This is a genomic window from Acinetobacter sp. YH16031 (assembly GCF_013417335.1).
GTDB lineage: Bacteria > Pseudomonadota > Gammaproteobacteria > Pseudomonadales > Moraxellaceae > Acinetobacter.
Map to the genome: position 1 here is coordinate 1 of NZ_VPED01000034.1, position 19,992 is coordinate 19,992.

General features: G+C 41.6%; 23 protein-coding genes. 10 read left to right on the forward strand and 13 right to left on the reverse strand.

What is annotated here, in order from left to right; translation table 11 throughout:
* Nucleotides 1–212: 212 nt before the first annotated feature.
* From FTV31_RS13115 to FTV31_RS13125, 3 genes are read right to left on the reverse strand one after another with little or no spacing between them, the layout of a single operon-like run.
* On the reverse strand, nucleotides 213–1,292 hold the full coding sequence (locus FTV31_RS13115) for a DUF6670 family protein (protein WP_180015244.1): 1,080 nt from the start codon (nucleotides 1,290–1,292) through the stop codon (nucleotides 213–215).
* A gap of 24 nt (nucleotides 1,293–1,316) precedes the next feature.
* Nucleotides 1,317–2,138, reverse strand: coding sequence for a CDP-diacylglycerol--serine O-phosphatidyltransferase (pssA, locus tag FTV31_RS13120; RefSeq protein ID WP_005233819.1), 822 nt, complete (start codon nucleotides 2,136–2,138; stop codon nucleotides 1,317–1,319).
* Nucleotides 2,139–2,175: 37 nt separating this feature from the next.
* On the reverse strand, nucleotides 2,176–3,033 hold the full coding sequence (locus FTV31_RS13125) for a 23S rRNA (adenine(2030)-N(6))-methyltransferase RlmJ (RefSeq protein WP_180015246.1): 858 nt from the start codon (nucleotides 3,031–3,033) through the stop codon (nucleotides 2,176–2,178).
* A 117-nt stretch (nucleotides 3,034–3,150) separates the two neighbouring features.
* Between FTV31_RS13125 and FTV31_RS13130 the strand changes: the two genes are divergently transcribed.
* Both FTV31_RS13130 and FTV31_RS13135 read left to right on the forward strand, forming a co-directional pair.
* Nucleotides 3,151–3,753 carry a 2OG-Fe(II) oxygenase gene (locus FTV31_RS13130; RefSeq protein ID WP_180015249.1) on the forward strand — a complete coding sequence of 201 codons (603 nt, stop codon included), beginning with the start codon at nucleotides 3,151–3,153 and terminating at the stop codon, nucleotides 3,751–3,753.
* A gap of 71 nt (nucleotides 3,754–3,824) precedes the next feature.
* Nucleotides 3,825–4,352 carry a hypothetical protein gene (locus tag FTV31_RS13135; protein WP_180015251.1) on the forward strand — a complete coding sequence of 176 codons (528 nt, stop codon included), beginning with the start codon at nucleotides 3,825–3,827 and terminating at the stop codon, nucleotides 4,350–4,352.
* A gap of 71 nt (nucleotides 4,353–4,423) precedes the next feature.
* Here the strand turns inward: FTV31_RS13135 and FTV31_RS13140 are convergent, their stop codons facing one another.
* From FTV31_RS13140 to FTV31_RS13165, 6 genes are all read right to left on the reverse strand, one after another.
* Nucleotides 4,424–4,681, reverse strand: coding sequence for a DUF2789 family protein (locus FTV31_RS13140; protein WP_104425715.1), 258 nt, complete (start codon nucleotides 4,679–4,681; stop codon nucleotides 4,424–4,426).
* A gap of 116 nt (nucleotides 4,682–4,797) precedes the next feature.
* On the reverse strand, nucleotides 4,798–5,061 hold the full coding sequence (locus tag FTV31_RS13145; RefSeq protein ID WP_005233812.1) for a DUF2789 family protein: 264 nt from the start codon (nucleotides 5,059–5,061) through the stop codon (nucleotides 4,798–4,800).
* Nucleotides 5,062–5,107: 46 nt separating this feature from the next.
* Nucleotides 5,108–5,386, reverse strand: a complete 279-nt coding sequence (locus FTV31_RS13150) for a DUF2789 family protein (RefSeq protein WP_004786814.1) — start codon at nucleotides 5,384–5,386, stop codon at nucleotides 5,108–5,110.
* Nucleotides 5,387–5,563: 177 nt separating this feature from the next.
* Nucleotides 5,564–6,550 carry a malate dehydrogenase gene (locus tag FTV31_RS13155; protein WP_004786815.1) on the reverse strand — a complete coding sequence of 329 codons (987 nt, stop codon included), beginning with the start codon at nucleotides 6,548–6,550 and terminating at the stop codon, nucleotides 5,564–5,566.
* A gap of 172 nt (nucleotides 6,551–6,722) precedes the next feature.
* Nucleotides 6,723–7,361: a ribonuclease I gene (locus tag FTV31_RS13160; RefSeq protein ID WP_179992790.1), complete on the reverse strand. Its 639-nt coding sequence runs from the start codon at nucleotides 7,359–7,361 to the stop codon at nucleotides 6,723–6,725.
* Between the two features lie 34 nt (nucleotides 7,362–7,395).
* Nucleotides 7,396–9,330, reverse strand: coding sequence for a transglycosylase SLT domain-containing protein (locus tag FTV31_RS13165; protein ID WP_373686991.1), 1,935 nt, complete (start codon nucleotides 9,328–9,330; stop codon nucleotides 7,396–7,398).
* A gap of 334 nt (nucleotides 9,331–9,664) precedes the next feature.
* On the opposite strand from FTV31_RS13165, the gene miaB reads away from it, so the two are divergent.
* From miaB to FTV31_RS13190, 5 genes are all read left to right on the forward strand, one after another.
* Nucleotides 9,665–11,122, forward strand: coding sequence for a tRNA (N6-isopentenyl adenosine(37)-C2)-methylthiotransferase MiaB (miaB, locus tag FTV31_RS13170; RefSeq protein WP_004786821.1), 1,458 nt, complete (start codon nucleotides 9,665–9,667; stop codon nucleotides 11,120–11,122).
* A 38-nt stretch (nucleotides 11,123–11,160) separates the two neighbouring features.
* Nucleotides 11,161–12,237 carry a PhoH family protein gene (locus tag FTV31_RS13175; protein ID WP_004786823.1) on the forward strand — a complete coding sequence of 359 codons (1,077 nt, stop codon included), beginning with the start codon at nucleotides 11,161–11,163 and terminating at the stop codon, nucleotides 12,235–12,237.
* Nucleotides 12,238–12,271: 34 nt separating this feature from the next.
* Nucleotides 12,272–12,754, forward strand: a complete 483-nt coding sequence (gene ybeY, locus FTV31_RS13180; RefSeq protein ID WP_034171613.1) for an rRNA maturation RNase YbeY — start codon at nucleotides 12,272–12,274, stop codon at nucleotides 12,752–12,754.
* Between the two features lie 91 nt (nucleotides 12,755–12,845).
* Nucleotides 12,846–13,145 (forward strand): antibiotic biosynthesis monooxygenase, encoded by a 300-nt coding sequence (locus tag FTV31_RS13185; protein ID WP_180015253.1) that lies wholly within the window; start codon nucleotides 12,846–12,848, stop codon nucleotides 13,143–13,145.
* Between the two features lie 158 nt (nucleotides 13,146–13,303).
* Nucleotides 13,304–13,705, forward strand: coding sequence for a hypothetical protein (locus FTV31_RS13190; RefSeq protein ID WP_180015255.1), 402 nt, complete (start codon nucleotides 13,304–13,306; stop codon nucleotides 13,703–13,705).
* On the opposite strand, the gene FTV31_RS13195 is transcribed toward FTV31_RS13190, so the two are convergent.
* The gene (locus tag FTV31_RS13195; protein WP_180015278.1) at nucleotides 13,702–14,559 is read right to left on the reverse strand and encodes an energy transducer TonB; all 858 of its coding nucleotides are present in this window, start codon (nucleotides 14,557–14,559) and stop codon (nucleotides 13,702–13,704) included. The genes FTV31_RS13190 and FTV31_RS13195 overlap by 4 nt on opposite strands.
* Nucleotides 14,560–14,820: 261 nt before the next feature.
* On the opposite strand from FTV31_RS13195, the gene FTV31_RS13200 reads away from it, so the two are divergent.
* From FTV31_RS13200 to FTV31_RS13210, 3 genes are all read left to right on the forward strand, one after another.
* On the forward strand, nucleotides 14,821–15,507 hold the full coding sequence (locus FTV31_RS13200; protein ID WP_004786832.1) for a hypothetical protein: 687 nt from the start codon (nucleotides 14,821–14,823) through the stop codon (nucleotides 15,505–15,507).
* Between the two features lie 207 nt (nucleotides 15,508–15,714).
* Entirely contained in the window at nucleotides 15,715–16,374 is a 660-nt protein-coding gene (locus tag FTV31_RS13205; protein ID WP_373686180.1) for a DUF3108 domain-containing protein, read from the forward strand.
* A gap of 90 nt (nucleotides 16,375–16,464) precedes the next feature.
* Nucleotides 16,465–17,040, forward strand: a complete 576-nt coding sequence (locus tag FTV31_RS13210) for a xanthine phosphoribosyltransferase (RefSeq protein WP_005233791.1) — start codon at nucleotides 16,465–16,467, stop codon at nucleotides 17,038–17,040.
* 282 nt (nucleotides 17,041–17,322) lie between these two features.
* Here FTV31_RS13210 and FTV31_RS13215 read toward each other — a convergent pair whose 3' ends face one another.
* The 3 genes from FTV31_RS13215 to FTV31_RS13225 all read right to left on the reverse strand — a co-directional run bounded on the left by FTV31_RS13215 (nucleotide 17,323) and on the right by FTV31_RS13225 (nucleotide 19,657).
* A complete protein-coding gene (locus FTV31_RS13215) occupies nucleotides 17,323–17,997 on the reverse strand; it encodes a hypothetical protein (protein WP_180015257.1) in 675 nt (224 codons plus the stop codon).
* A gap of 86 nt (nucleotides 17,998–18,083) precedes the next feature.
* Nucleotides 18,084–19,286: a CsgG/HfaB family protein gene (locus FTV31_RS13220; RefSeq protein ID WP_180015259.1), complete on the reverse strand. Its 1,203-nt coding sequence runs from the start codon at nucleotides 19,284–19,286 to the stop codon at nucleotides 18,084–18,086.
* Nucleotides 19,280–19,657 (reverse strand): hypothetical protein, encoded by a 378-nt coding sequence (locus FTV31_RS13225; RefSeq protein ID WP_104425705.1) that lies wholly within the window; start codon nucleotides 19,655–19,657, stop codon nucleotides 19,280–19,282. The genes FTV31_RS13220 and FTV31_RS13225 overlap by 7 nt, the downstream gene beginning before the upstream one ends.
* Nucleotides 19,658–19,992: the final 335 nt, after the last annotated feature.

A 19,992-nucleotide genomic window follows, 5' to 3' on the forward strand; every position in this document is an offset into this window, starting at 1 on the left:
CTAGAAAGTCAACCAGTAATGAAAATTATTTTTAAACTTCCTTTCTAAAACCTAACTTAACCATTTCATGCTAAGTTACTGTTTTATCAGAAGTTTTAATCTTCATCACCGCCGATGGATGTGCATTATAGACCAATCCCAAGCAAGCGCAACCCCTATTTTTAAGAAAATACCTCAGTTGATTATTATTTCTACAAAAATGCCGATTTTCCCTATTTTTTGAGCATTAAAGGTACAGGATTGGCCAATGCACTTAATAATTTCTCTTTTTTATTGTGTTCCTGAAAGCGCAAGGAGCGGCAATCTATATATTCACAGTAGCCCCCTTCCCCATGCTCAGTCTCCCCATTAATTCTGACTTCGTAATTAAAGCTGCCGACATAACCGGCAGCCAGACCAAATTTAAAATCTCCCCGACTTTGCCCCTGCAACCAGATCTGTGCTCCTTTGCCATCTTCATAACACCATTCAAACTCACGTGGCAGATACATCTTTTGCCCATTTGGGGTAGTCACACTCGGATAAACCCGATGCACCTTGAAATAGACTTTTTGATCGAACATTTGACTGGTCATATTTTTCAGGTCACGCAGATAAATTCGTGACTGCACAATGCTATTCAGACTATCCCGAATTTGTGCCAGCAATAATTGCCGCCCTTCACTCAGGTTAATAATCTGATAAGTCAGAAACGCTAAAGGCAAATAGGGAAAATTAAAGCTTCGTGCAAATTCAAAACTACCTAAACTCTCGATGAGATATTTCTGATCTTTATAATGTAAAGTGCCCTGACAATAACAGAGCAAAGACCAATGATCAGCCAGTGCAAAGCGCATTTGGGTAAAATGTGAAATCAGATTGGTCGTATGGATGCTGAGATCAAAGCTCAGTTCAGAATCAAACCGCTGTAAACGAAAATGCGGAAAGTCGCCCGTCAGTTTCTCACGATCCAGAAACTGAAACAGGCCATACTGAAACTTGCAATCCTTTTTGACTGAGTAGCAATTTAATTGTCCTGCCATATGCGGACTGGTACTACAGATTACCGTGGCTGTATCCAGTGCATTGGTTTGAATAGCACTCGGGTTTGCCAACATCGGTGCATTGGGCTGACCGATAATACTCAGAAAATTAAGATAATGAAGTGGCGCAGGCAGATCAGGAAGTGTCAAGCCCTGATGAATAATTTTATATTTCTGGTTTGGCCCATGATAGGCAAGATTATGCTGGGAAACAGCAGGAGTCTGATTCAGCTGTTTCGAACGATCTAGAAAATCTTGAAGAAACTGCATCTCAAACTCCTTATTTTTATATTGTTATAAGGTACTCTGTCTTTTCGCCATGAATGTTGTAAGGAAACCAGACAAGGCATAGATGACAGAGATCACGAGAATCCCTACCGGAATATTATAAGTCATCGCTGCAAAGATAAACACCGCGATCGGCAACACGAAAAACGGTACCCGTCTACGCTCTACGGTTTTAAATGAATAGTATTTGATATTAGAAATCATCAATAAGCCAACGATTACAATAATTGCAGCATTAATGATTTGTACAGTAAAATCACGAATATCAAACACAGCCGGGAAGTCCAATCCTACCCAGACCAGTGAAATAATAATGACGGCTGCTAATGGACTCGCAACGCCAATAAAGTAGCGTTTGTCCACCACTCCAATCTGAACGTTAAAGCGGGCTAGACGGAAAGCTGCACAAGCCGTATAGACAAAACAAGCCGCCAGCCCGATACGGCCTAAATCACTTAATCCCCAGCTATACATCAAAATAGCCGGTGCCACCCCAAATGCCAGCATATCGGATAGTGAGTCGAACTGTTCACCGAATGGACTTTGTGCCCCAATCGCACGTGCCACACGACCATCGAGACCATCAAATAAAGCTGCCAAGAAAATGGCATAAATAGCTTGCTGAAATTCGCCATTCATACTGGCAATAATCGAGTAAAAGCCTGATAACAACGCAGCGGTTGTAATCAGGTTAGGCCACAGATAGATACCTCGACGCTTAACTCTTTGCCCTTCCTGGGTATGCTCTACCTCTTCCACCTCGAAGGTGATGCCATCAAATGGCAAATCTTTGGAAGATTCGTGTTCCGGCTTATTTGTACTTGTCATTCTTGTCGATCCTAACTATGACCCGATCTTTAAAATATTATTCGCCTACTAACCAACGAACTGCTGCATGACCGCCATTTTCCTGCATACGTAAATGCGGAAATAACCATTGCAGCGCTTCGTCTGCATCTTCAGAGAACTTCCAAGGTGGGTTAATCACCAGTAAACCACAACCATTTAAACCCACTGGTGTATCATCTGGCCATACACAGATTTCACATACCAACTGACGGCGAATCCCGGTCTTGAACATTTTCTTCTCGAAACGTTCAATCATGGCACGGTCTTTAATTGGGTACCAAACTGCAAATACGCCTGTCGGCCATTTTTTATAAGCAGCAACCAATAATTCAACCAGTTGTGGGAAGTCTTTACGCTCCAGCTCATACGGCGGATCGATCATCACCAGACCACGTTTTTCTTTCGGTGGAATGACTGCGAGCAAGCCTTCATACGCATCACGTTCATGCAAACCGGCGCGTTTGTCAAAAATGTTATGACGTAACTGCTGGAAGACATCACGCTGCATTTCAAAAATGGTGGCCTTGTCAATTTCACGCATGCCTTCCAGTGCAAACCATGGTGAACCCGGATATGCACCTTTACCAAAGTTTTCACGCATTTTCTCAACAATTTTTAAATATTGTTGTACACCTTCTGGCGCATTACGCTTGACCGAATCATCCAGCTTAATCAGACGATGAATACCGTTTAAAAACTCACCTGATTTTTGCGCTTCGGCAGTCGACAAATCATATTTACCTGCACCACCATGTGTATCTACATAGCGATAAGGTTTGTTTTTTGCATTCAGTCGAGTCAACAACTGAAGCAATAAAACGTGCTTCATGACATCGGCAAAGTTGCCTGCGTGGTAAGAGTGACGGTAATTCATGTTTCAATTATTCCTAAGATCAATTGCTATTTTAACATGAAAAACTATTTCGTTCAGAAACGATTATTGCACTAAAATAGCGGACCTTTTTTTACCACACTATCGAGAATTGAAAAAATGGAAGCAGTTATCATCCCAGGGGATTGGAATGTTGATCAAATCTTAGATGATTTAGATCAACATGGCTTTAGTATTGTTGACGATGCTTACTCTAGCGAATATCAACATGCAGTGAGTCAAGAATGCTTAAGCCACTTAAACGAATTTCGTAATGCAGCCATTCAAAATGGTGTCGTTAACAACATCCGTAGTGATCATATTCTTTGGTTACAACCTGAATTTCAAATTTCCCACCGACACATTCAAACCCTTCAACAATTTTCTCAAATTTTAAACCGCGCGTTTTATTTAGGCATTAAAGATGTGGAAGCCCATTTTGCCTGCTATAACGCGGGTGAGTTCTATGCCCTGCATCGCGATAATCCTCAAGGCAAAAATGGCCGAATGATTTCTGCGGTTTATTATCTGCATGATGATTGGCAAGATAACTGGGGCGGCGAATTACATCTGCAGGATAAAAATGATCAATGGCATATTATCCAGCCTAAACCAAACCGTATTGCATTCTTCCAAAGTGATTTAATGCATGAAGTTTTAAAAGCCAGACATCAACGTTTATCAATCACTGCCTGGTTAAGAAGTGATACCCGTTTGCTCTAATCCTTTTTTAACGCTTTAAATTTCAATTTTCAGCCTCATATAGCAATCATTGAGATATGAGGACTGCGTTCATGCGACCAACCCCCAAAGAGATCATTACACGCATTGGTGAAACAGATCAGCTATTTTTAAATGGCAATACGCCTGAGCTGGCGCTTGAACGGGCTGATCTTCGTCTGCAACTGGTGACCATCAGTCAGTTACGTCAAGAGCAGGTGCATTTCCTGCAAGAAGCGATTGTTCTGCTGGAGCAGAGCCGGATTGAATTTGAAGAAATGCCACTGGATTTGTATATCAATCTGTCTTTACACCTGGCCAAAGCCTATATGATCTACTTTGAGCTGACCAAAGAAGATCATTATGCGCTTATTACCCAGCAGATTCTAAAACCAATGACCAATTATGAGCATGCGGATATTTATTTCTTCCTGGCTTATGCATCTGCCAGTAAGAAAGAGCCTGCCATGACTCGTCACTGGTTAAATAAATACAGTAAAACGGCCCAGTTTGACCATGAACTGGTAGGCCAGCATCCGGCATTTGATGAATATCGTCAACTGGAATGGTTTATTCAGATTCTGCGTAGCCGTATGCATTAAAACAACGAAATCTGTTCCTATAAAAATGCCTCACATTGATGAGGCATTTTTTATGAATTAATTTGATTTACTCAAGCCAAACGGCGTCGATCTGCATCCAGATGCAATTGCTGATTCAGTTCATCAATCCAGATTGCCCAGTCATCATCCTGTACCAGATGACTAATCAACAGCGAACGCTGCGCTTTATTCCAGAACGGTGCTTCATGCAATGACATATGGGCAGGTAGCTGATGAGTACGTATATAAAGCTCAATTGCCGCCGGGCTGTTAGCGAGGCCGAGTTGAGAAAATAACAGTTCTAAGGATGGTTGGTTCTTCCCGAGCATATGCCCTCCTTATATCAGATATATTGTAGTTGTTTATAGGACTAACTTATAAGATAAGACAAAAAAAACCTAGTCAAAGGACTAGGTTTTGTTGTGTCTTTTTGTATAAAGAAACTTTAATTGCTTTCAGGGCCTTCTTTATCACTTTCGACATGTAAAAGCTGGTTCAGTTTATCAATGATTACGATCCATTCATCATCCTGATGCCAGTGTTCGCGAAGAAAAGCGCTTTGCCCCTCATTCCAGAAATCTGCATCCGGCAAAATCACGTCTGATGGTAGCTGATGATTTTTGGTAAATTCATCAATTGATGCTTCATCAGCAGGCAAGCCTAATTGCTCAAATAATAATTCTAAAGTCACTTGCTGTTCTAATACCATTCGCTCACTCCATCATAAAAATAATCAGTTCATTGATTTGAAAATATTATTGACGCTTAGAAGAAGGCAGATCACAAGAACCACTGCCCTCTGCCTCAATATGCAATTGCTCATTGAGTACATCTACGAAAATTGCCCAATCATCATCTTCTTTCCAGTGGCCAATCAGAAAATCATGTTGGTTTTTGGTCCAGAAAGGAGCTTTATGTAAGGGGACGTCCATCCCAATCTGATGGGTTTTGATAAATTCATCGATTGCTTCCGGGCTTGAATCCAAGCCGAGTTGCTCAAAAAAAAGTTCCATGGTAGGTCGCTGCTCTAACATCTCAGTACCTCCTCTTTTGTTGATGATTCTTCTTATTAAACTAGATGAGCCACTCGCAAAGTTCAGTTGTCCCTCCTTCACAAGATGTTATTTTTTGTTCTTTAAATTTTTTAGAAATAGCAATAAAAAAGCACCCCAAATGGAGTGCTTTTTTTAATTTAATCTTAAAAGATTAAATTATTTGATCATGTCAGCAACTGCAGCGCGCTCTTCTTCAAGCTCGTTCAGTGTAACGTTGATACGTTCGCGGCTGAATTCGTCGATTTCAAGACCTTGAACGATTTTGTATTCACCGTTTTCAGTAGTTACAGGGAAACCGAACATTACGCCTTCAGGGATACCATAAGAACCATCAGAAGGAATACCCATAGTTACCCATTTGCCGTTTGTGCCAAGAGCCCAATCGCGCATATGGTCGATTGCAGCGTTTGCAGCAGAAGCAGCAGAAGACAGACCACGTGCTTCGATGATCGCAGCACCACGTTTACCAACAGTTGGAAGGAATACGTCTTTGTTCCAAGCTGCATCGTTGATTTTGTCTTTCAAGCTTTCGCCGTTTACGTTCGCAAAACGGTAGTCAGCATACATTGTTGGAGAGTGGTTGCCCCAAACAGTCATGTTTTCGATGTCAGAAACTGCAACACCCGCTTTTTGAGCAAGTTGAGTTAACGCACGGTTGTGGTCAAGACGCAACATTGCTGTGAAGTTTTTCGCTGGAAGATCTGGAGCAGATTTCATTGCGATGTAAGCGTTAGTGTTAGCAGGGTTACCTACAACAAGAACCTTAACGTCACGGCTAGCAACTTCGTTCAGTGCTTGGCCTTGACCAATGAAGATTTCGCCGTTTACTTTAAGCAGGTCAGCACGTTCCATACCAGGACCACGTGGACGTGAACCAACTAATAGAGCATAGTCTGCATCTTTGAAAGCTACTTTAGGATCATCAGTACCGATCATGCCCGCCAATAATGGGAAAGCACAGTCGTCTAGTTCCATCATTACGCCTTTAAGCGCTTGCTGAGCTTTCTCAACAGGAATTTCTAATAATTGAAGAATAACTGGTTGGTCTTTACCAAGCATTTCACCGCTTGCGATACGGAATAATAGGCTGTAACCAATTTGACCAGCAGCGCCAGTAACGGCAACGCGAACAGGTTGCTTCATGTAATTATCTCCAATTGAGAGGATCGTCATAATGATTAAATAGCTGTTCTATCTAATCTTAATAATCATAAACGGCAAAGATTGTACTCCAATCCTCTTCGAGATGCATGTAAAAGAAAATGGATTTCAACAAAAGTATGATAGGAAATATAAATTAATTTGGCTAAAAAGCTTAGTATGTCCCTTTTATTGTGACAGTTTTTGGGCATGTATTAATAATGTTTGCAGGACAGCCTTTATAGCCGCCATTGGCGTTGTAGCAGACCTGAATCGACGTCAGCAGACTGGATGCGCGGGTCTGATGGCAGTTAAAACGCAATGCTGTTGAAGGCAGTTGCGGATTGATTTTCAGAAATTTGGAACGCAGCATATCAATGGAAACGGTATGGCTTTCCTGCTCAGTAAGTTCTTCTGGAACTTTCAGACGATCAGCATGATTGATCACCGTACGAAAATACTGCGTGGCATTCATCGGAATACAGCCGCCAATATTATGCCAGAGCAATGCGCGGGTATTTTCATCCGGCATGATACGGGCCACCACTTTAGCCTGCAAAGGCGGTAACTTCGCAGAACTGGTAGTAGTGCAATGTGTTGATGTGGTTTGAGGATAGAGACCAGAAATATTTAGGGAATAACCTTCAAGACATTTTCTTTTTTTACTGTAGGCCGGATCCAGACTGCAAAGTGCCGGTACCATCTGGATGTCCATGACATAACCCGTTGGCAGTGCAAAGGCAGCTGGACTTGCTGCTAAAAATAAAAGCGCAGCCCATCCAGCAGAAATTTGAGCACCCCTTATTCCCTTGATCAACAAACTATCCTTCCCTTAGATTTTTTGAATGCTATGGTGTATTACGTAACGGAATGGCTTGCATACGCTTACCGACCGATTGTGCGCCCTGTCCCAATAAAATACCGTAATATGTCGCGTTCGTCATGACATGTTTCACATAATCTCGCGTTTCCAGTAAAGGAATGGTTTCGGTATATTGATCCGCAGCAATACTTTGGAATTCGGGTTGCCAACGGCGGGCACGGTTCGGGCCGGCATTATAACCTGCTGTAGCCAGTACTGGACTATTGCTCAATTGACGCTGAATTGTTGATAAATAGTAAGTTCCGTAACGGATATTGGTGTTCATATCAGTTAAGGCTGCCGGGTTATAGACTTCACCCATTTGACGAGCGACCAGTTTGGCGGTGTCCGGCATGATCTGCATCAAACCGCCTGCACCCACATGAGAGCGTGCGCCGGTATTAAACCGGCTTTCCTGACGCATCAAACCATAAGCCCAGGCAGCATCAATGCCGGCATTACGGCTATGGCTCACGACATAATTCTGATGTGGCATCGGATAACGATAGTTGTAATTATGCTTGTCCGCAGTACGATCTGCTGCATAAATGGCACGGTCATACCAGCCCATATCCATCGCACGTTTGGCTGCTGCCAACAGTAAATCGTCATCTTTTCTTAAATAAGCCTGACGAACTGCCCAGTTCCATTCACGGTTAATATAATTTTCTGGCGCATTAATATTACGCAAGGCAAAAGCACGGCGGAAATGAATATCCTGATTTAGACGTTGCATGGCCTGACTGGATGGCTGTGCCGAGTTCGGTGTAGAAGCCGTTAACTGGCCTAATCTATCCCGTGCTAGCAGGTTATGATAATCCTCGCCGACTGCCAGTTTTTTATAGATACTTTCTGCTGCCTGTTTTGAAGCGCGATCTGTGCGCTGTTCACTGGCACGTGCCAGCCAGTATTGCCAGCGGTCTTCCTGTTTCTGGTTCACGCTCATGGCATCAATGGCACGAATCAGACTTTCCCAGGCACTAAAACGAATCGCCTGACGGGCATAAATTTCGGCTTCTTCCGGACTAAATGGCAAACCATAACTGGCATCCAGATAGTTCAGCACTTCACGGTTGAAGTTATTTTTCATTACCGTAGTGCCGCCGATATAACCCACAGTTCTGAATAGTGTTTTTTGTACTTGTACCGGTGTGCCTTCAGCAGTACGTTTTACAATGGGCATTGCTGAATCAAGATCGCTATCTGCCAGACGCCCCAACGCATAAATCAGATAGGCATGATCAGCGGCAGTACTTTTAGGGGCTGACCATAAATAATTAGTTGGATTGGCCTGAATCGTATTGAGCTGAGCCAGAGACAGGTTAAGCCCTAAACCTTGTGCAGTGGCAATAGCCTGTCCAGACTGACCAGCACGTAATTGCACCCACAAACGCTGCTGGCGGTCTTCATTGGTCATAAGCGGACTGGATAACATCATGCGTCCCAAGCCTGTACAAGACTCAGGTTGAGAATTGGTGGTTAGCCAAACATCCTTAAACTCAGCATAAACCAGCTGATCGCCACTTTTGGCACGGACTTGTGCAACTGCACAGGCTTCAGCCGGATCGGCATTGGTGACATATTGCAGAACTGGTTGCGCAGTAGAAAAGTCAGCCATTTTGACTTTTTCTTCGACATAATCGGCTGCGAGTTTTTCTGCCATAGCCGATTGAGGATAACGTTGGGCGAAACTGATAATTTGACTGGCAGGTTGGGAGCCAAGATTCTGGTTCAGAATCCAGTATTCAGGATAATAGCCCAAGGCATCATTTTGCATGGCAGACTGATATTGTTGTAATTGTCCGATATTTCCAGCATTTGCTGCTCGTAAGGCATCATTAAATTGTTCTTCTGCTGCCTGCGCACTCATTGAACACAGACACGCCACACTCAAGCTTAGTAATTTATAATATTTCTTCATATTTTTAGTGTGTTTAAACATCAATTTGCCTTCTATCATCGATTTTTCGCCCAACCCCTGTTGCCTATCATAAGAGTTAGCCGGAAAATTATAACCCACTGTATTGTTCACTTATGTAACCTTATGATTAGACAATATTAATTTTCAGACACTTTTTGTCCATAAATCAATATTTTTCCAGCCGCATTTTAGGCTATAAGTTTAAGCGACTTTCCTGCTAAAATATGCGCCTTTTAAAGATTTCAGAATGTGAATTGAATTTTTATTTACCCGTTTGCCTATGCAAGCAGGTTATTCGTTCACTCTTTCGACGTATTACCTTGTAGGAGCCTACATGACGGTTCAAACCTTCATTCCAAATGGTGCCCCAGCTGCCTCAGAAAACACTGTTACCCAGCCAGCGCACACCCCAGCCATCGATGGTTCAGTTAAAAAACTGTATATCGAAACGCAAGGGTGTCAGATGAATGAGTATGACAGTCACCGTATGGCAGATCTGCTGGGCGATTCCCACGGCTATGTGCTGACCACCGATCCTAAAGAAGCGGATATTCTGCTGATGAATACCTGCTCGATCCGTGAAAAGGCACAAGAAAAAGTATTCTCAGAATTGGGCCGCTGGCGCAAGCTGAAAGAAAAAAATCCGGATCTGATTATTGGTGTCGGTGGATGTGTGGCTTCTCAGGAAGGTGACAATATCCAGAAACGTGCCAATTATGTAGACATGATTTTTGGTCCGCAAACCCTGCACCGTTTACCGCAAATGCTGGACCAGCATTTTGAGCAGGTCGAAAAACCGAAAAAAGAAAAAATCAAGCTGGTGGATATTTCGTTCCCGGACATCGAAAAATTTGACTTCCTGCCTGAACCACGTGTTGAAGGTTATAAAGCCTTTGTTTCGATCATGGAAGGCTGTTCAAAATACTGTTCTTTCTGTGTAGTTCCATATACACGTGGCGAAGAAGTATCTCGCCCACTAGATGACGTTTTAGCAGAAATTGCTGGCTTGGCAGAAAAAGGCGTGCGTGAGATTTCGCTGCTCGGTCAGAACGTGAATGGTTATCGTGGTGAGACCTTCGACGGAAAAATCTGTACTTTTGCCGATCTGTTACGTTTGGTTGCAGAAATTCCGGGTATTGGCCGTATTCGTTATACCACTTCGCATCCACTGGAATTCAATGATGACCTGATCCAGTGCTACCGTGACCTGCCACAGATGGTGTCGCATCTGCATCTGCCGGTACAAAGCGGTTCCAATGATGTATTGCAGGCGATGAAACGTAACCACACCATTGATGTGTATATCGAGAAAATCGAAAAGTTACGTAAAGTTCGCCCAGACATGCATTTATCTTCAGACTTTATTATCGGCTTCCCGGGCGAAACCGATGAGAACTTCGAAGAAACCTATCAGTTTATTCAAGATCTGGATTTCGATCACTCTTATAGTTTTGTTTATTCCAAACGTCCGGGCACCCCTGCTGCAGAGCTGGAAGATACAACACCTGAACAGGTGAAAAAAGAGCGTCTGGCCAAAGTGCAGGACTGGATTAAACAGTCCAGTATTCGTAAAACAGATGCTATGCTCGGTACAGTCCAGCGCGTACTGGTTGAGAAAGTTTCTGATAAAGATCCGAATGTTCTGGTGGGTACAGCAGACAATACCCGTTATGTCACCTTTATTGGTGATGCATCGTGGGTAGGACGCTTTGCAGAGATCGAAATCACCGAAATTAAAACTTTAAATTTAGTTTACGGTGAGCTCTTGAATCTTGAGCCTGACGTGGCGTAATGTAGAGCATATAACGTACACTTCTAAAAGGAACACTCTTGACTGCAACGATTCGACGTACAGTAGCTTTTCCTGGAATTTCGATGGACCGTTTACAAGCCGTCTTAGGTGCCTATAACGGTCATTTGAAACAAATTGAACAACGTTTAGACGTCAAAATTTCCCACCGAGGTGAAAGTTTCTTTATCGATGGTGGAATCGATGCCGTTGAGAGAGCCGAAATGCTCTTGCAACGTCTTCATGAAGAATCTGAACACAGCCAGCAGATCAGTGCAGATACTTTGCATATGATGATTCAAGGTAGCCAGACCGATCGTGAACTCCAGGAGAACCTGGAAGAACAGGAACATACCGGTCTGGACAATGTCTGGCTGCAAACGCGCAAAGGTCGGATCAATCCGCGCGGTGCCAACCAGAAACGTTATGTACAGCGTATTCTGCAAAGTGATATTTCCTTTGGTATTGGCCCGGCGGGTACCGGTAAAACCTATCTCGCCGTTGCAGCCGCTGTAGATATGCTGGAGCGTAATGAAATCCAGCGTATCTTACTGGTTCGTCCTGCAGTTGAAGCGGGTGAAAAACTTGGCTTCCTGCCGGGGGATTTAACCCAGAAGATCGATCCGTATTTGCGTCCCCTTTATGATGCCTTGTATGAGATGCTTGGTTTCGAAAAAGTGGCCAAGCTGATCGAGCGTCAGATTATTGAAGTTGCACCGCTTGCCTATATGCGTGGTCGTACCCTGAATCATTCTTTTGTGATTCTGGACGAAGCCCAGAACACTACACCTGAACAGATGAAGATGTTCCTGACCCGTTTAGGTTTCGGTTCACGTGCAGTGATTACTGGTGACGTGACTCAGGTGGATTTACCACGAGGTCAACAGTCTGGTCTGGCACATGCCTTACGTGTGATTGATAAAATCCCTGAAATTCATATTACCCGTTTCCATTCTCGTGACGTCGTGCGTCACCAGCTGGTTCAGAAAATTGTTGAAGCCTACGAAGGCTGGGACAGTGAACAGCAGCGTTTAAGCGCTGAGGCTCGTGCTGAGCGTAAAGCCCGTCAGGAAGCCTTGATAGCTGAAAATGATGCTGCGGCTGATGCACAGCATTAAAGCTGCATTATTATTTAATTTTTAAGGATTCACGTTGAAACTTAGTCTCTCCCTGCAACAGGACTTTCAGTCACCAGAACTGGTGCTGAAACGTGCCTATATTAAAAAAGTTGTAGAAACCACTTTGCGCCATATCGGTACCCAAAGTGATTGTGAAATTGGCATTGCTTGTGTCGATAATGACGAAAGTCATAAACTTAATCTAGAATATCGCGGCAAGGACAAACCCACCAATGTCTTGTCTTTTCCAAGTGAACTTCCAGATGAAATGGCACAGGTGCTGGATGCTTTCCCGATTGGTGATTTGGTGATTTGTATTCCAGTCGTGCTGCGTGAAGCCGCTGAACAGGACAAAGCTCCACTGATCCATTTCACCCATATGCTGGTACATGGCACTTTGCATCTGATGGGTTATGACCATGAAACTTCAGAGGAAGATGCTGAAGAAATGGAAGGCATTGAAATCGAGATTCTGGACAAACTGGGTATTGCTAATCCCTATCTGGAAAGAGATTAAAATCAACGATTAAAAAGCGGGCTAAGGCTCGCTTTTTTTATTTTATTCACTTCATAATAAGCTCAATTAAAGAAATAAAATAAAAACCTCCATGAAATATGTCGTGATTTTCAAAGCGCAAATTAAAGAATTAGATCAGTGTTATTTTGAAACAGCCCAGCGAATGCGAGAAAGAGCCCTTTCACAATTTCATTGCCAGTATTTTGAAGCCTTAACCGAAGGTACTCAGGAAATTGCGCTTTCTTACTGGAACAGTCTTTATGATATTCGCGCCTGGCATGCAGATGCTGAACATCAGGCCGCTCAAGAACTAGGGGAAAATAGCTGGTATACATATTTCAGCGTGGAAATCTGTGAAATTTTACGGCGTTATGATGTACATTTAAATTAAATAATCATCGATCCTTATTTATCTTTTTCTTGATCTGTTCTTAGATACAGAGTTTTAAAAAAATATCTGCTTACGCATTCATGATTTCTTCCAGAAATACATAAGCACATAATGAACTTTAACGAAGAACTGTGCTTCAAAAATTTTAGGAGAACGTAATGAAAAGATTGTTCTCGACTGCATTACTTATTTTCTCTCCTTGGCTGTGTTCATCACTTGATGCCCACTCAATTCCCATGTGCCCAAAAATTAAATTTCAACAGAACCAAAGCTCATGGGCAGGCCATTATTATTTAAACGGAGTTATGGAATTAGGTTCGGAGTTGCTGTTACAAGCAGATGGTACCTTTAAATGGTATCTGGCCTATGGTGCTCTGGATCAATTTGCCGAAGGAACATGGTGGCAAAATAAAGAGTGTATTGGCTTAAAAACAGATCCAAAGTATCAGGGCTTAATGATATTCCCCAAATATCTAGCCATAGATGAAAATCATTTAAATGTGGTCTGGGATGATGGAACTCAGCAAGGTAGTTATATACAGGCGAAGCGCCCAGATTAACGCACTTCAAACTCTGCTTCAGCCGGATCAAAACGCCAGGTTCGAATAATTCGTAACTCGGAAATATCCGACATCTTGGCATCAAATGCTCCGAACGGTGCTGCCTTGCGTACTGAAGATTTTGCTGCTTCATCTAGCAAACTATGCCCTGAACTGTCAATTAAGCGAATTGCACGGATTCCGCCATTCTGGTTCAGGATCACCATCAAGCGCACCTCTCCTGCCAGATTCTGCTGTTTAGCCGCGTCTGGATAATAGCGGTTACCATAGAACTCTACTTTTTGACGGAATTTTTCCAGATAAGCCGCAGAAACATCCTGTTTGGACTGGATGCCATCTACGGTTTTAATTTTTTGCTGACGACTGAAGTTTTGTTGTCGTTGCAGATATTGGGCTTCCAGACTGGCTACCATAGCGGCTTTGGCCTGGAACTGACTTTGTAACTGTTCCTGCAGTTTTTTGCGCTGATTTTCTTCCGCCTGTTTTTGCCAGCTTAAAGTCGTCATCAGCACTTTTTCTTCAAAGCTTAATTCACGCTGCTGTTGCAACATGTCCGGACTTTCTTGCTGCTCTTCTCCGGTCTTTTGCTCCATCAACGGTGCAGGCATATCGCTCGACATACGATGTGCTTCACGAAATTTACCTGAACCTTGCTGGTCAGTTTGAGCCAGAAAATCTGCATGCTCAATTTTTTCATCAGTTTGACGAATACTGACTGCAATTTCTTTAGTCATGCTCTCCTGATCTTGTGGCATACCAAATTCCAGCGTGAGAAAAATCACATGCAAAATAACAGCTGCAAATACGGCGCTATTAAAAATTGGATCTTTCCACCAGGTTTTGACCAGAGGCATTAATATCATGGTTGATCTCATCGCTACGAACCCAGACTTGAGTTCATCCCCCAAACAGCATTTTTAAAAATTAAAAAATAAACGGCTTTGCATTTTTCTTTTAAAATGCCAAACCCATCAAATCTTCAACGTTACATAACTAAAACCCTAAAAATGGTGCTATTTATTTTGCTAAACTGCAAGCTGAAACTCTTGTATTTTTTATACAATTCGACAAGATACACTTCGAATTAAAACATATTGTTGCCAGGATGCTTAAAGATGCAAACGCTAATTTCCAATATTTCTAATAAAATTCGCCAGGCATATCAAAAGGCGGAAGGATTTATTGAGGATGAACGCGAATTCCCTTTGTCTCAAGTTTTCCTGAATGCGACATTTCAACGTTTTGTCACTGACAATGTTTCCATGCTGAAAGACCTGCATGCCGATCTGCATGATGACTGGTTACGTCTCTATGCTACGCTGGACTATAAAGGTCTGAACGTGACCTTATCGGTTGATTTAAAACTGGTGCAAATGGAGCTGAATAAGAATACGCAGCTCATTGTATTTGAACAGATCAGTGATACCCAGTTGATTGAAGCCAAATACCCAAATGTCTTTTATAAACTGGGTGTGCGCTTTGCCCTGTTTTTCTATCAGCGCGTGCTGAATAAGGACCCTCTTGGCATGATTCTGGAAAAACTGGGCGTCATTAAAGTAAAAGATGATTTGTTGCATCTGGATCTGAATCGCTGGTTAGGTAAAAACCGCTCGGTGATTGAAACACTTGGTAAGGTTCATGTGAACCATGCGGTACTTCGTGAAGCTGAACTGGTAGTGATCGGTAATGTGAATCTTGCTGCCCTGTTCAGAAAGCTTTCTCAGGAAAAAGAAGAGAAATGGGACGAAGACGACATGGATGACAATAAAGTCACACCGATCAAACAGAAAGAACCGACTTAAACTGCGTGTAATTCAATACCTAAACAAATACACCAGCAACTACATGAAATATACATTTTTATTGAAAATCTCCCTTCATTTTCCACATTTTGACCAAATAATAAAAAGTGGAAAGTGATCAATTTTATCTGAAATTACACAGGACAATTTTTTATGGCGAAAACTGTATTCAAAACTTTAGGGGTGACTGCAGGCTTGACTACCGCAATGGTACTTACTGGTTTATCCACCCAGACCTTCGCCATGGCGCCTTTCCAAGCCAATTACCAGTTTAGCTACAATGGAAAAAATATGGGTTCTGCTACCCGTACCTTGAGCAAATCTGGTAATAACTGGACCTATGTTTTTGCAGCCAAAGCAGGTGGCGTTGCTTCAGCGACTGAAACCAGCCGTTTTACTTTCAATAATGGCAAGATTGGTTCAAGCAGTTTCAGCCGTACCAGTAAGATTCTGGTGCATAGCAATACTATGAGTATTAACTTTAATCCTTCTAGCAAAACGATCAGTACCAAGAAAGATGATGAAAAACGTTCTTTTGCCTGGAGAGCAGATGTATTGGATGAGCTAAATGCTGAATTGCAGATTCGTGAAGACCTGAAAAATGGTGGTTTAAAATCGAATTACTATATTGCTGATGCCAAAGAAGTGGAAGGCCGTAAATTCGTCAAACAAGGTACAGAAACGGTGAGCACCAAATATGGTTCATTTAGTACCATTAAAGTAGTGATTAAACACAACAAACCAGGCCGTGAAACTACTTTCTGGTTAGCACCGAAACTGGACTACTTACCAGTCAAAGTATCGCATGTCGACAAGAAAACCTCTTACGGTTTATTGCTGACCGGCTATAACGGTAAAACGAACTAAGGTTTTTTGGTGAATTTCGCTTGATTTTTTTTGGGTGCTTTTTACAATACGCTTTTGCTTTAAAAAGCACCTGCTCTTGAGGATTCTCCCGTGCACGCACTAGAACAGAAAATCTTAGCCGAAGGTATCGTTCTATCTGAAGAAGTTTTGAAAGTTGATTCTTTCTTAAATCACCAAATTGATCCAATCATGATGCAGCAAATTGGTCAGGAATTTGCGCGTCTGTTTAAAGATGCTGGTATTACCAAAATTATTACCATTGAAGCATCGGGTATTGCACCTGCAGTCATGGCAGGCTTAGAGCTTGGTGTTCCAGTAATCTTTGCACGTAAATACCAGTCTCTCACTTTAAAAGATGACTTATATCGCTCTAAAGTATTTTCATTTACCAAACAGACTGAAAGCACGATTGCTATTTCAAATAAACACATCAGTTCAACTGATAAAGTTTTAGTAATCGATGACTTCTTGGCAAATGGTCAGGCAGCACTTGGTCTTGCTGACTTGATTCATCAGGCGAATGCCGAAGTGGTCGGGATCGGAATCGTGATTGAAAAATCATTCCAGCCAGGCCGTGACTTGTTACTTGAAAAAGGTTACCGCGTTGAATCATTAGCGCGTGTGAAATCTTTGGCAAATGGTACTGTCGAATTTGTTCGAGATTAAATTTACAAATGAATATTTTAAAGGGTGCTTCGGCACTCTTTTTTATTGGATTTTTTTAATTTCTGTTAGCTAGGAATAACTAAAACATAGCTATAAAACTATCTATTTTCGACTGCACGTAAATAGTTGTACTCCGACTTTTTCTTACGAAATTTCAAGACAGCTAAAGCCTCAAGAATTTATTATCCGACAAATAACAACAATTTAAACTGATATTATTATAAAATAAGAGGCCTAACTATCTGCCAATAGTTAGACCCTTGGTTTATTTTCAACAATAAACTATTTGACAGTCACAGTAATACTACCGCTGTTGACAGCACCAATGGCGGTAGTTGTGATACTGTTGTTAACAGCAGTTTGAGTTCCTTCTGCAATTGCACTTACAGATGCATCAATGGTACCTGCATTGTAAGCAATATTTGCTGCACTATAATTACTTAAAGTTTCATTGATTTGCTCACTGTAGTTGGTCGCCAGTGTAGTACTCACTACTTCTGAGATGTCTGAACTATCAGCAACCTCTGAGAGCTCTTCTACAGTTTCTGAGTTATTAGTTGCACTGGTAACTTCACTGAAGTCATAGTTATATGTCTCATCTGATACGTCTGATATCACGCTATTAAAGCTGCCTTGCTCTAGTGTAATACTACCTGTATTCGCGGCGCCAATTGCTGTAGTTTCAATCGTACCTTCAATTGAACTAATTGCATCCTGTGCTTCTCTTGATACCTCTCCTAATGCTTGTAAATCGACGCTGGCATCAACATCACCTGTATTTACTGCAAGATTCAAGGCAGAACCATTTTCCACCTGCTGAGAGATCGACTCCAGGGTCGCTTGTAAACCAGTATCTACGGTTACTTCAGTTGGTGTTTCCTCATCTTGAGCATATGCCATACCTGCACCAGACAGGAAAGCGACGGATAAAGCGATTGTTTTGATCGTGTTTTTCATCGTTGTTTTTCCTTTTTTAGCTTTGAAATACTTCTCGCTCAGTATTTCTTTCTCATAATGGGAGCGAGCCCATTTTTACTGGTCAATTAATCACGCTGAGAACTTGACCAGTAATTTTCTATAACTTCAGGATTGGCATCCCACAACATGGATACCTTCTCCTCTTCTTTTTCTTTAGAATTCGTTTCTTGCGAATTTTTTTCGTTCTTTACTACACCTGAAGAAGATGAAGCTTTTTTCTTACTGATATATTTAATTAAATCTTGTTTACTCATTTCAGGATCTGCTTCAGGATTCTGAATCACTTCGGATTCTTTGTTTTTAGGTGGCTTCGTATCCTTACTCGGTGAATTGGTCGATTTATTTTTTTCATTGGATGAAGAAGATTCTGTTACAGCTGATTCTTGAACAGCAGTACTGGACGCTATACTGTTTTGCTCCTGACTTTTTTTGTACTTATGCAGAGCCACAGAACTTCGTGTCAGATTGAGCTGACCATATTCAGGTGGTATTTGTGCACGGCAACCAGCAAAGACAGGAGGCGGAACAACCTGACTGAGTAATTCAAAAGTGGCCAGATTCAACATTTGGCGTAAAGCAAAATTAGTCGCCTCACGTTCTCCTTTACCGATTTGAACATTTAACAAGGTACGTCCAGTAAACCGCCCGGCACTGACACCATAATCCTGTGCAGCAATCTGCTTTTGCAGCGATACATTCGCAACTACTTTACTCGTACGTGTATCGGTAAGAGATAAATCCAGACCAACCATAATACGGGTTTGACTATAGTTCGGGCCAACACCCGCAATCTGCATATCAAATCCACCACCCGGAATAAAATCCAGACTGTTAATACTGCCCGTCACATAATAATCAGAGGCCTGAATCTGTCTTGGATCACGAATCCCCCACTTGGCTTCACTTTCAATAATTCGGGGATCACGTCGGTTCATTAAGTTGACTCCCGCCTGAAATAAAGCAGACTGCACCATATCTCCAGCGCCTTGAGTGACCATTTTCCCACTACCTCCATTGGTCACCACATCTTTGCCGGTTTGATCCAGAATCGCACCTACAGAGAAGCTAACATCATTACGTAATTGTCCTTTTAAACAGGATAAAGCCATATCAAAAGGAGTAAAAATATCGGTAATAGGAGGTCCTTGTACCAGTTTCACCGGCTTCTTATTGGAAGGTGCCAGACCAGTACACCCAGTTAGAAAATAGCTCAAAAGTACCGGCAAGCTCACAAAAGAAATCTTTCTTCTGGATGGAAAATTCAGCATGCTGATTCTCCCTGTCTGGTACTTAAGTTAGGACACTGTTTGGTATTTTGATTGGTATTCGAATTTACAGGAGCTCCATTTAGAAGCTCGCTTGCAATATCTATATTGTTATCCGAACCCTCTATGTTGATATTGTTAGTCGGCGTATTTACTGTACCGATAGAGGTAGTTGAGGTGCTATACACCGTGGTTTTTCCTAATCCAGAATAATAATCCGACTCTCTAAGTTCGATCAGGTTTGCTTGAACCAAATTTTCACTAGAACGTGCTGCTGATGCTTTCCAACGCTGACTCCACTCATCTGAGGTTGCATAAGCGTTACTCAAAAAACATAAACAAATTAAACCCATATTGATCGCCAATATTCTCATAATATTAATATCCTCTGATTCAAAATGTTTATTTAGTTTTTTACTTTAAATAAGATCTAATTTATCTAAAAAATATTTAATCAGATAAAAAAATAAAATAAAGAAATTATGTGTATTCACATATTTTTTATTTTCTAATAAAAAATTAAGATTATGTTTTTATTAAATTTAAATAAATTTTTTTATAATTTGTGATTTGTAAGAAATCATTATTAAGAAAAATAAAGAATATAAAATTCATTTAATAAACTTGATTTAAATAATATATTTTAAATATTTAAATTAATAAAAAATTAATCTTAAAATAATTAATGTTTCCTTTCATTTTATTTTTA

What these genes read in the sequence shown, in the direction of transcription:
- FTV31_RS13185 (WP_180015253.1), top strand. Translation starts at nt 12,846, where the DNA reads ATGAAATATGTCGTGATTTTCAAAGCGCAAATTAAAGAATTAGATCAG.
- FTV31_RS13115 (WP_180015244.1), bottom strand. Translation starts at nt 1,292, where the DNA reads ATGCAGTTTCTTCAAGATTTTCTAGATCGTTCGAAACAGCTGAATCAG.
- FTV31_RS13150 (WP_004786814.1), bottom strand. Translation starts at nt 5,386, where the DNA reads ATGTTAGAGCAGCGACCTACCATGGAACTTTTTTTTGAGCAACTCGGC.
- FTV31_RS13165 (WP_373686991.1), bottom strand. Translation starts at nt 9,330, where the DNA reads ATGAAGAAATATTATAAATTACTAAGCTTGAGTGTGGCGTGTCTGTGT.
- FTV31_RS13220 (WP_180015259.1), bottom strand. Translation starts at nt 19,286, where the DNA reads ATGCTGAATTTTCCATCCAGAAGAAAGATTTCTTTTGTGAGCTTGCCG.
- FTV31_RS13140 (WP_104425715.1), bottom strand. Translation starts at nt 4,681, where the DNA reads ATGCTCGGGAAGAACCAACCATCCTTAGAACTGTTATTTTCTCAACTC.
- FTV31_RS13130 (WP_180015249.1), top strand. Translation starts at nt 3,151, where the DNA reads ATGGAAGCAGTTATCATCCCAGGGGATTGGAATGTTGATCAAATCTTA.
- FTV31_RS13135 (WP_180015251.1), top strand. Translation starts at nt 3,825, where the DNA reads ATGCGACCAACCCCCAAAGAGATCATTACACGCATTGGTGAAACAGAT.
- miaB (WP_004786821.1), top strand. Translation starts at nt 9,665, where the DNA reads ATGACGGTTCAAACCTTCATTCCAAATGGTGCCCCAGCTGCCTCAGAA.
- pssA (WP_005233819.1), bottom strand. Translation starts at nt 2,138, where the DNA reads ATGACAAGTACAAATAAGCCGGAACACGAATCTTCCAAAGATTTGCCA.
- FTV31_RS13155 (WP_004786815.1), bottom strand. Translation starts at nt 6,550, where the DNA reads ATGAAGCAACCTGTTCGCGTTGCCGTTACTGGCGCTGCTGGTCAAATT.
- FTV31_RS13125 (WP_180015246.1), bottom strand. Translation starts at nt 3,033, where the DNA reads ATGAATTACCGTCACTCTTACCACGCAGGCAACTTTGCCGATGTCATG.
- FTV31_RS13225 (WP_104425705.1), bottom strand. Translation starts at nt 19,657, where the DNA reads ATGAGAATATTGGCGATCAATATGGGTTTAATTTGTTTATGTTTTTTG.
- FTV31_RS13215 (WP_180015257.1), bottom strand. Translation starts at nt 17,997, where the DNA reads ATGAAAAACACGATCAAAACAATCGCTTTATCCGTCGCTTTCCTGTCT.
- FTV31_RS13195 (WP_180015278.1), bottom strand. Translation starts at nt 14,559, where the DNA reads ATGCCTCTGGTCAAAACCTGGTGGAAAGATCCAATTTTTAATAGCGCC.
- FTV31_RS13145 (WP_005233812.1), bottom strand. Translation starts at nt 5,061, where the DNA reads ATGGTATTAGAACAGCAAGTGACTTTAGAATTATTATTTGAGCAATTA.
- FTV31_RS13200 (WP_004786832.1), top strand. Translation starts at nt 14,821, where the DNA reads ATGCAAACGCTAATTTCCAATATTTCTAATAAAATTCGCCAGGCATAT.
- FTV31_RS13190 (WP_180015255.1), top strand. Translation starts at nt 13,304, where the DNA reads ATGAAAAGATTGTTCTCGACTGCATTACTTATTTTCTCTCCTTGGCTG.
- FTV31_RS13205 (WP_373686180.1), top strand. Translation starts at nt 15,715, where the DNA reads ATGGTACTTACTGGTTTATCCACCCAGACCTTCGCCATGGCGCCTTTC.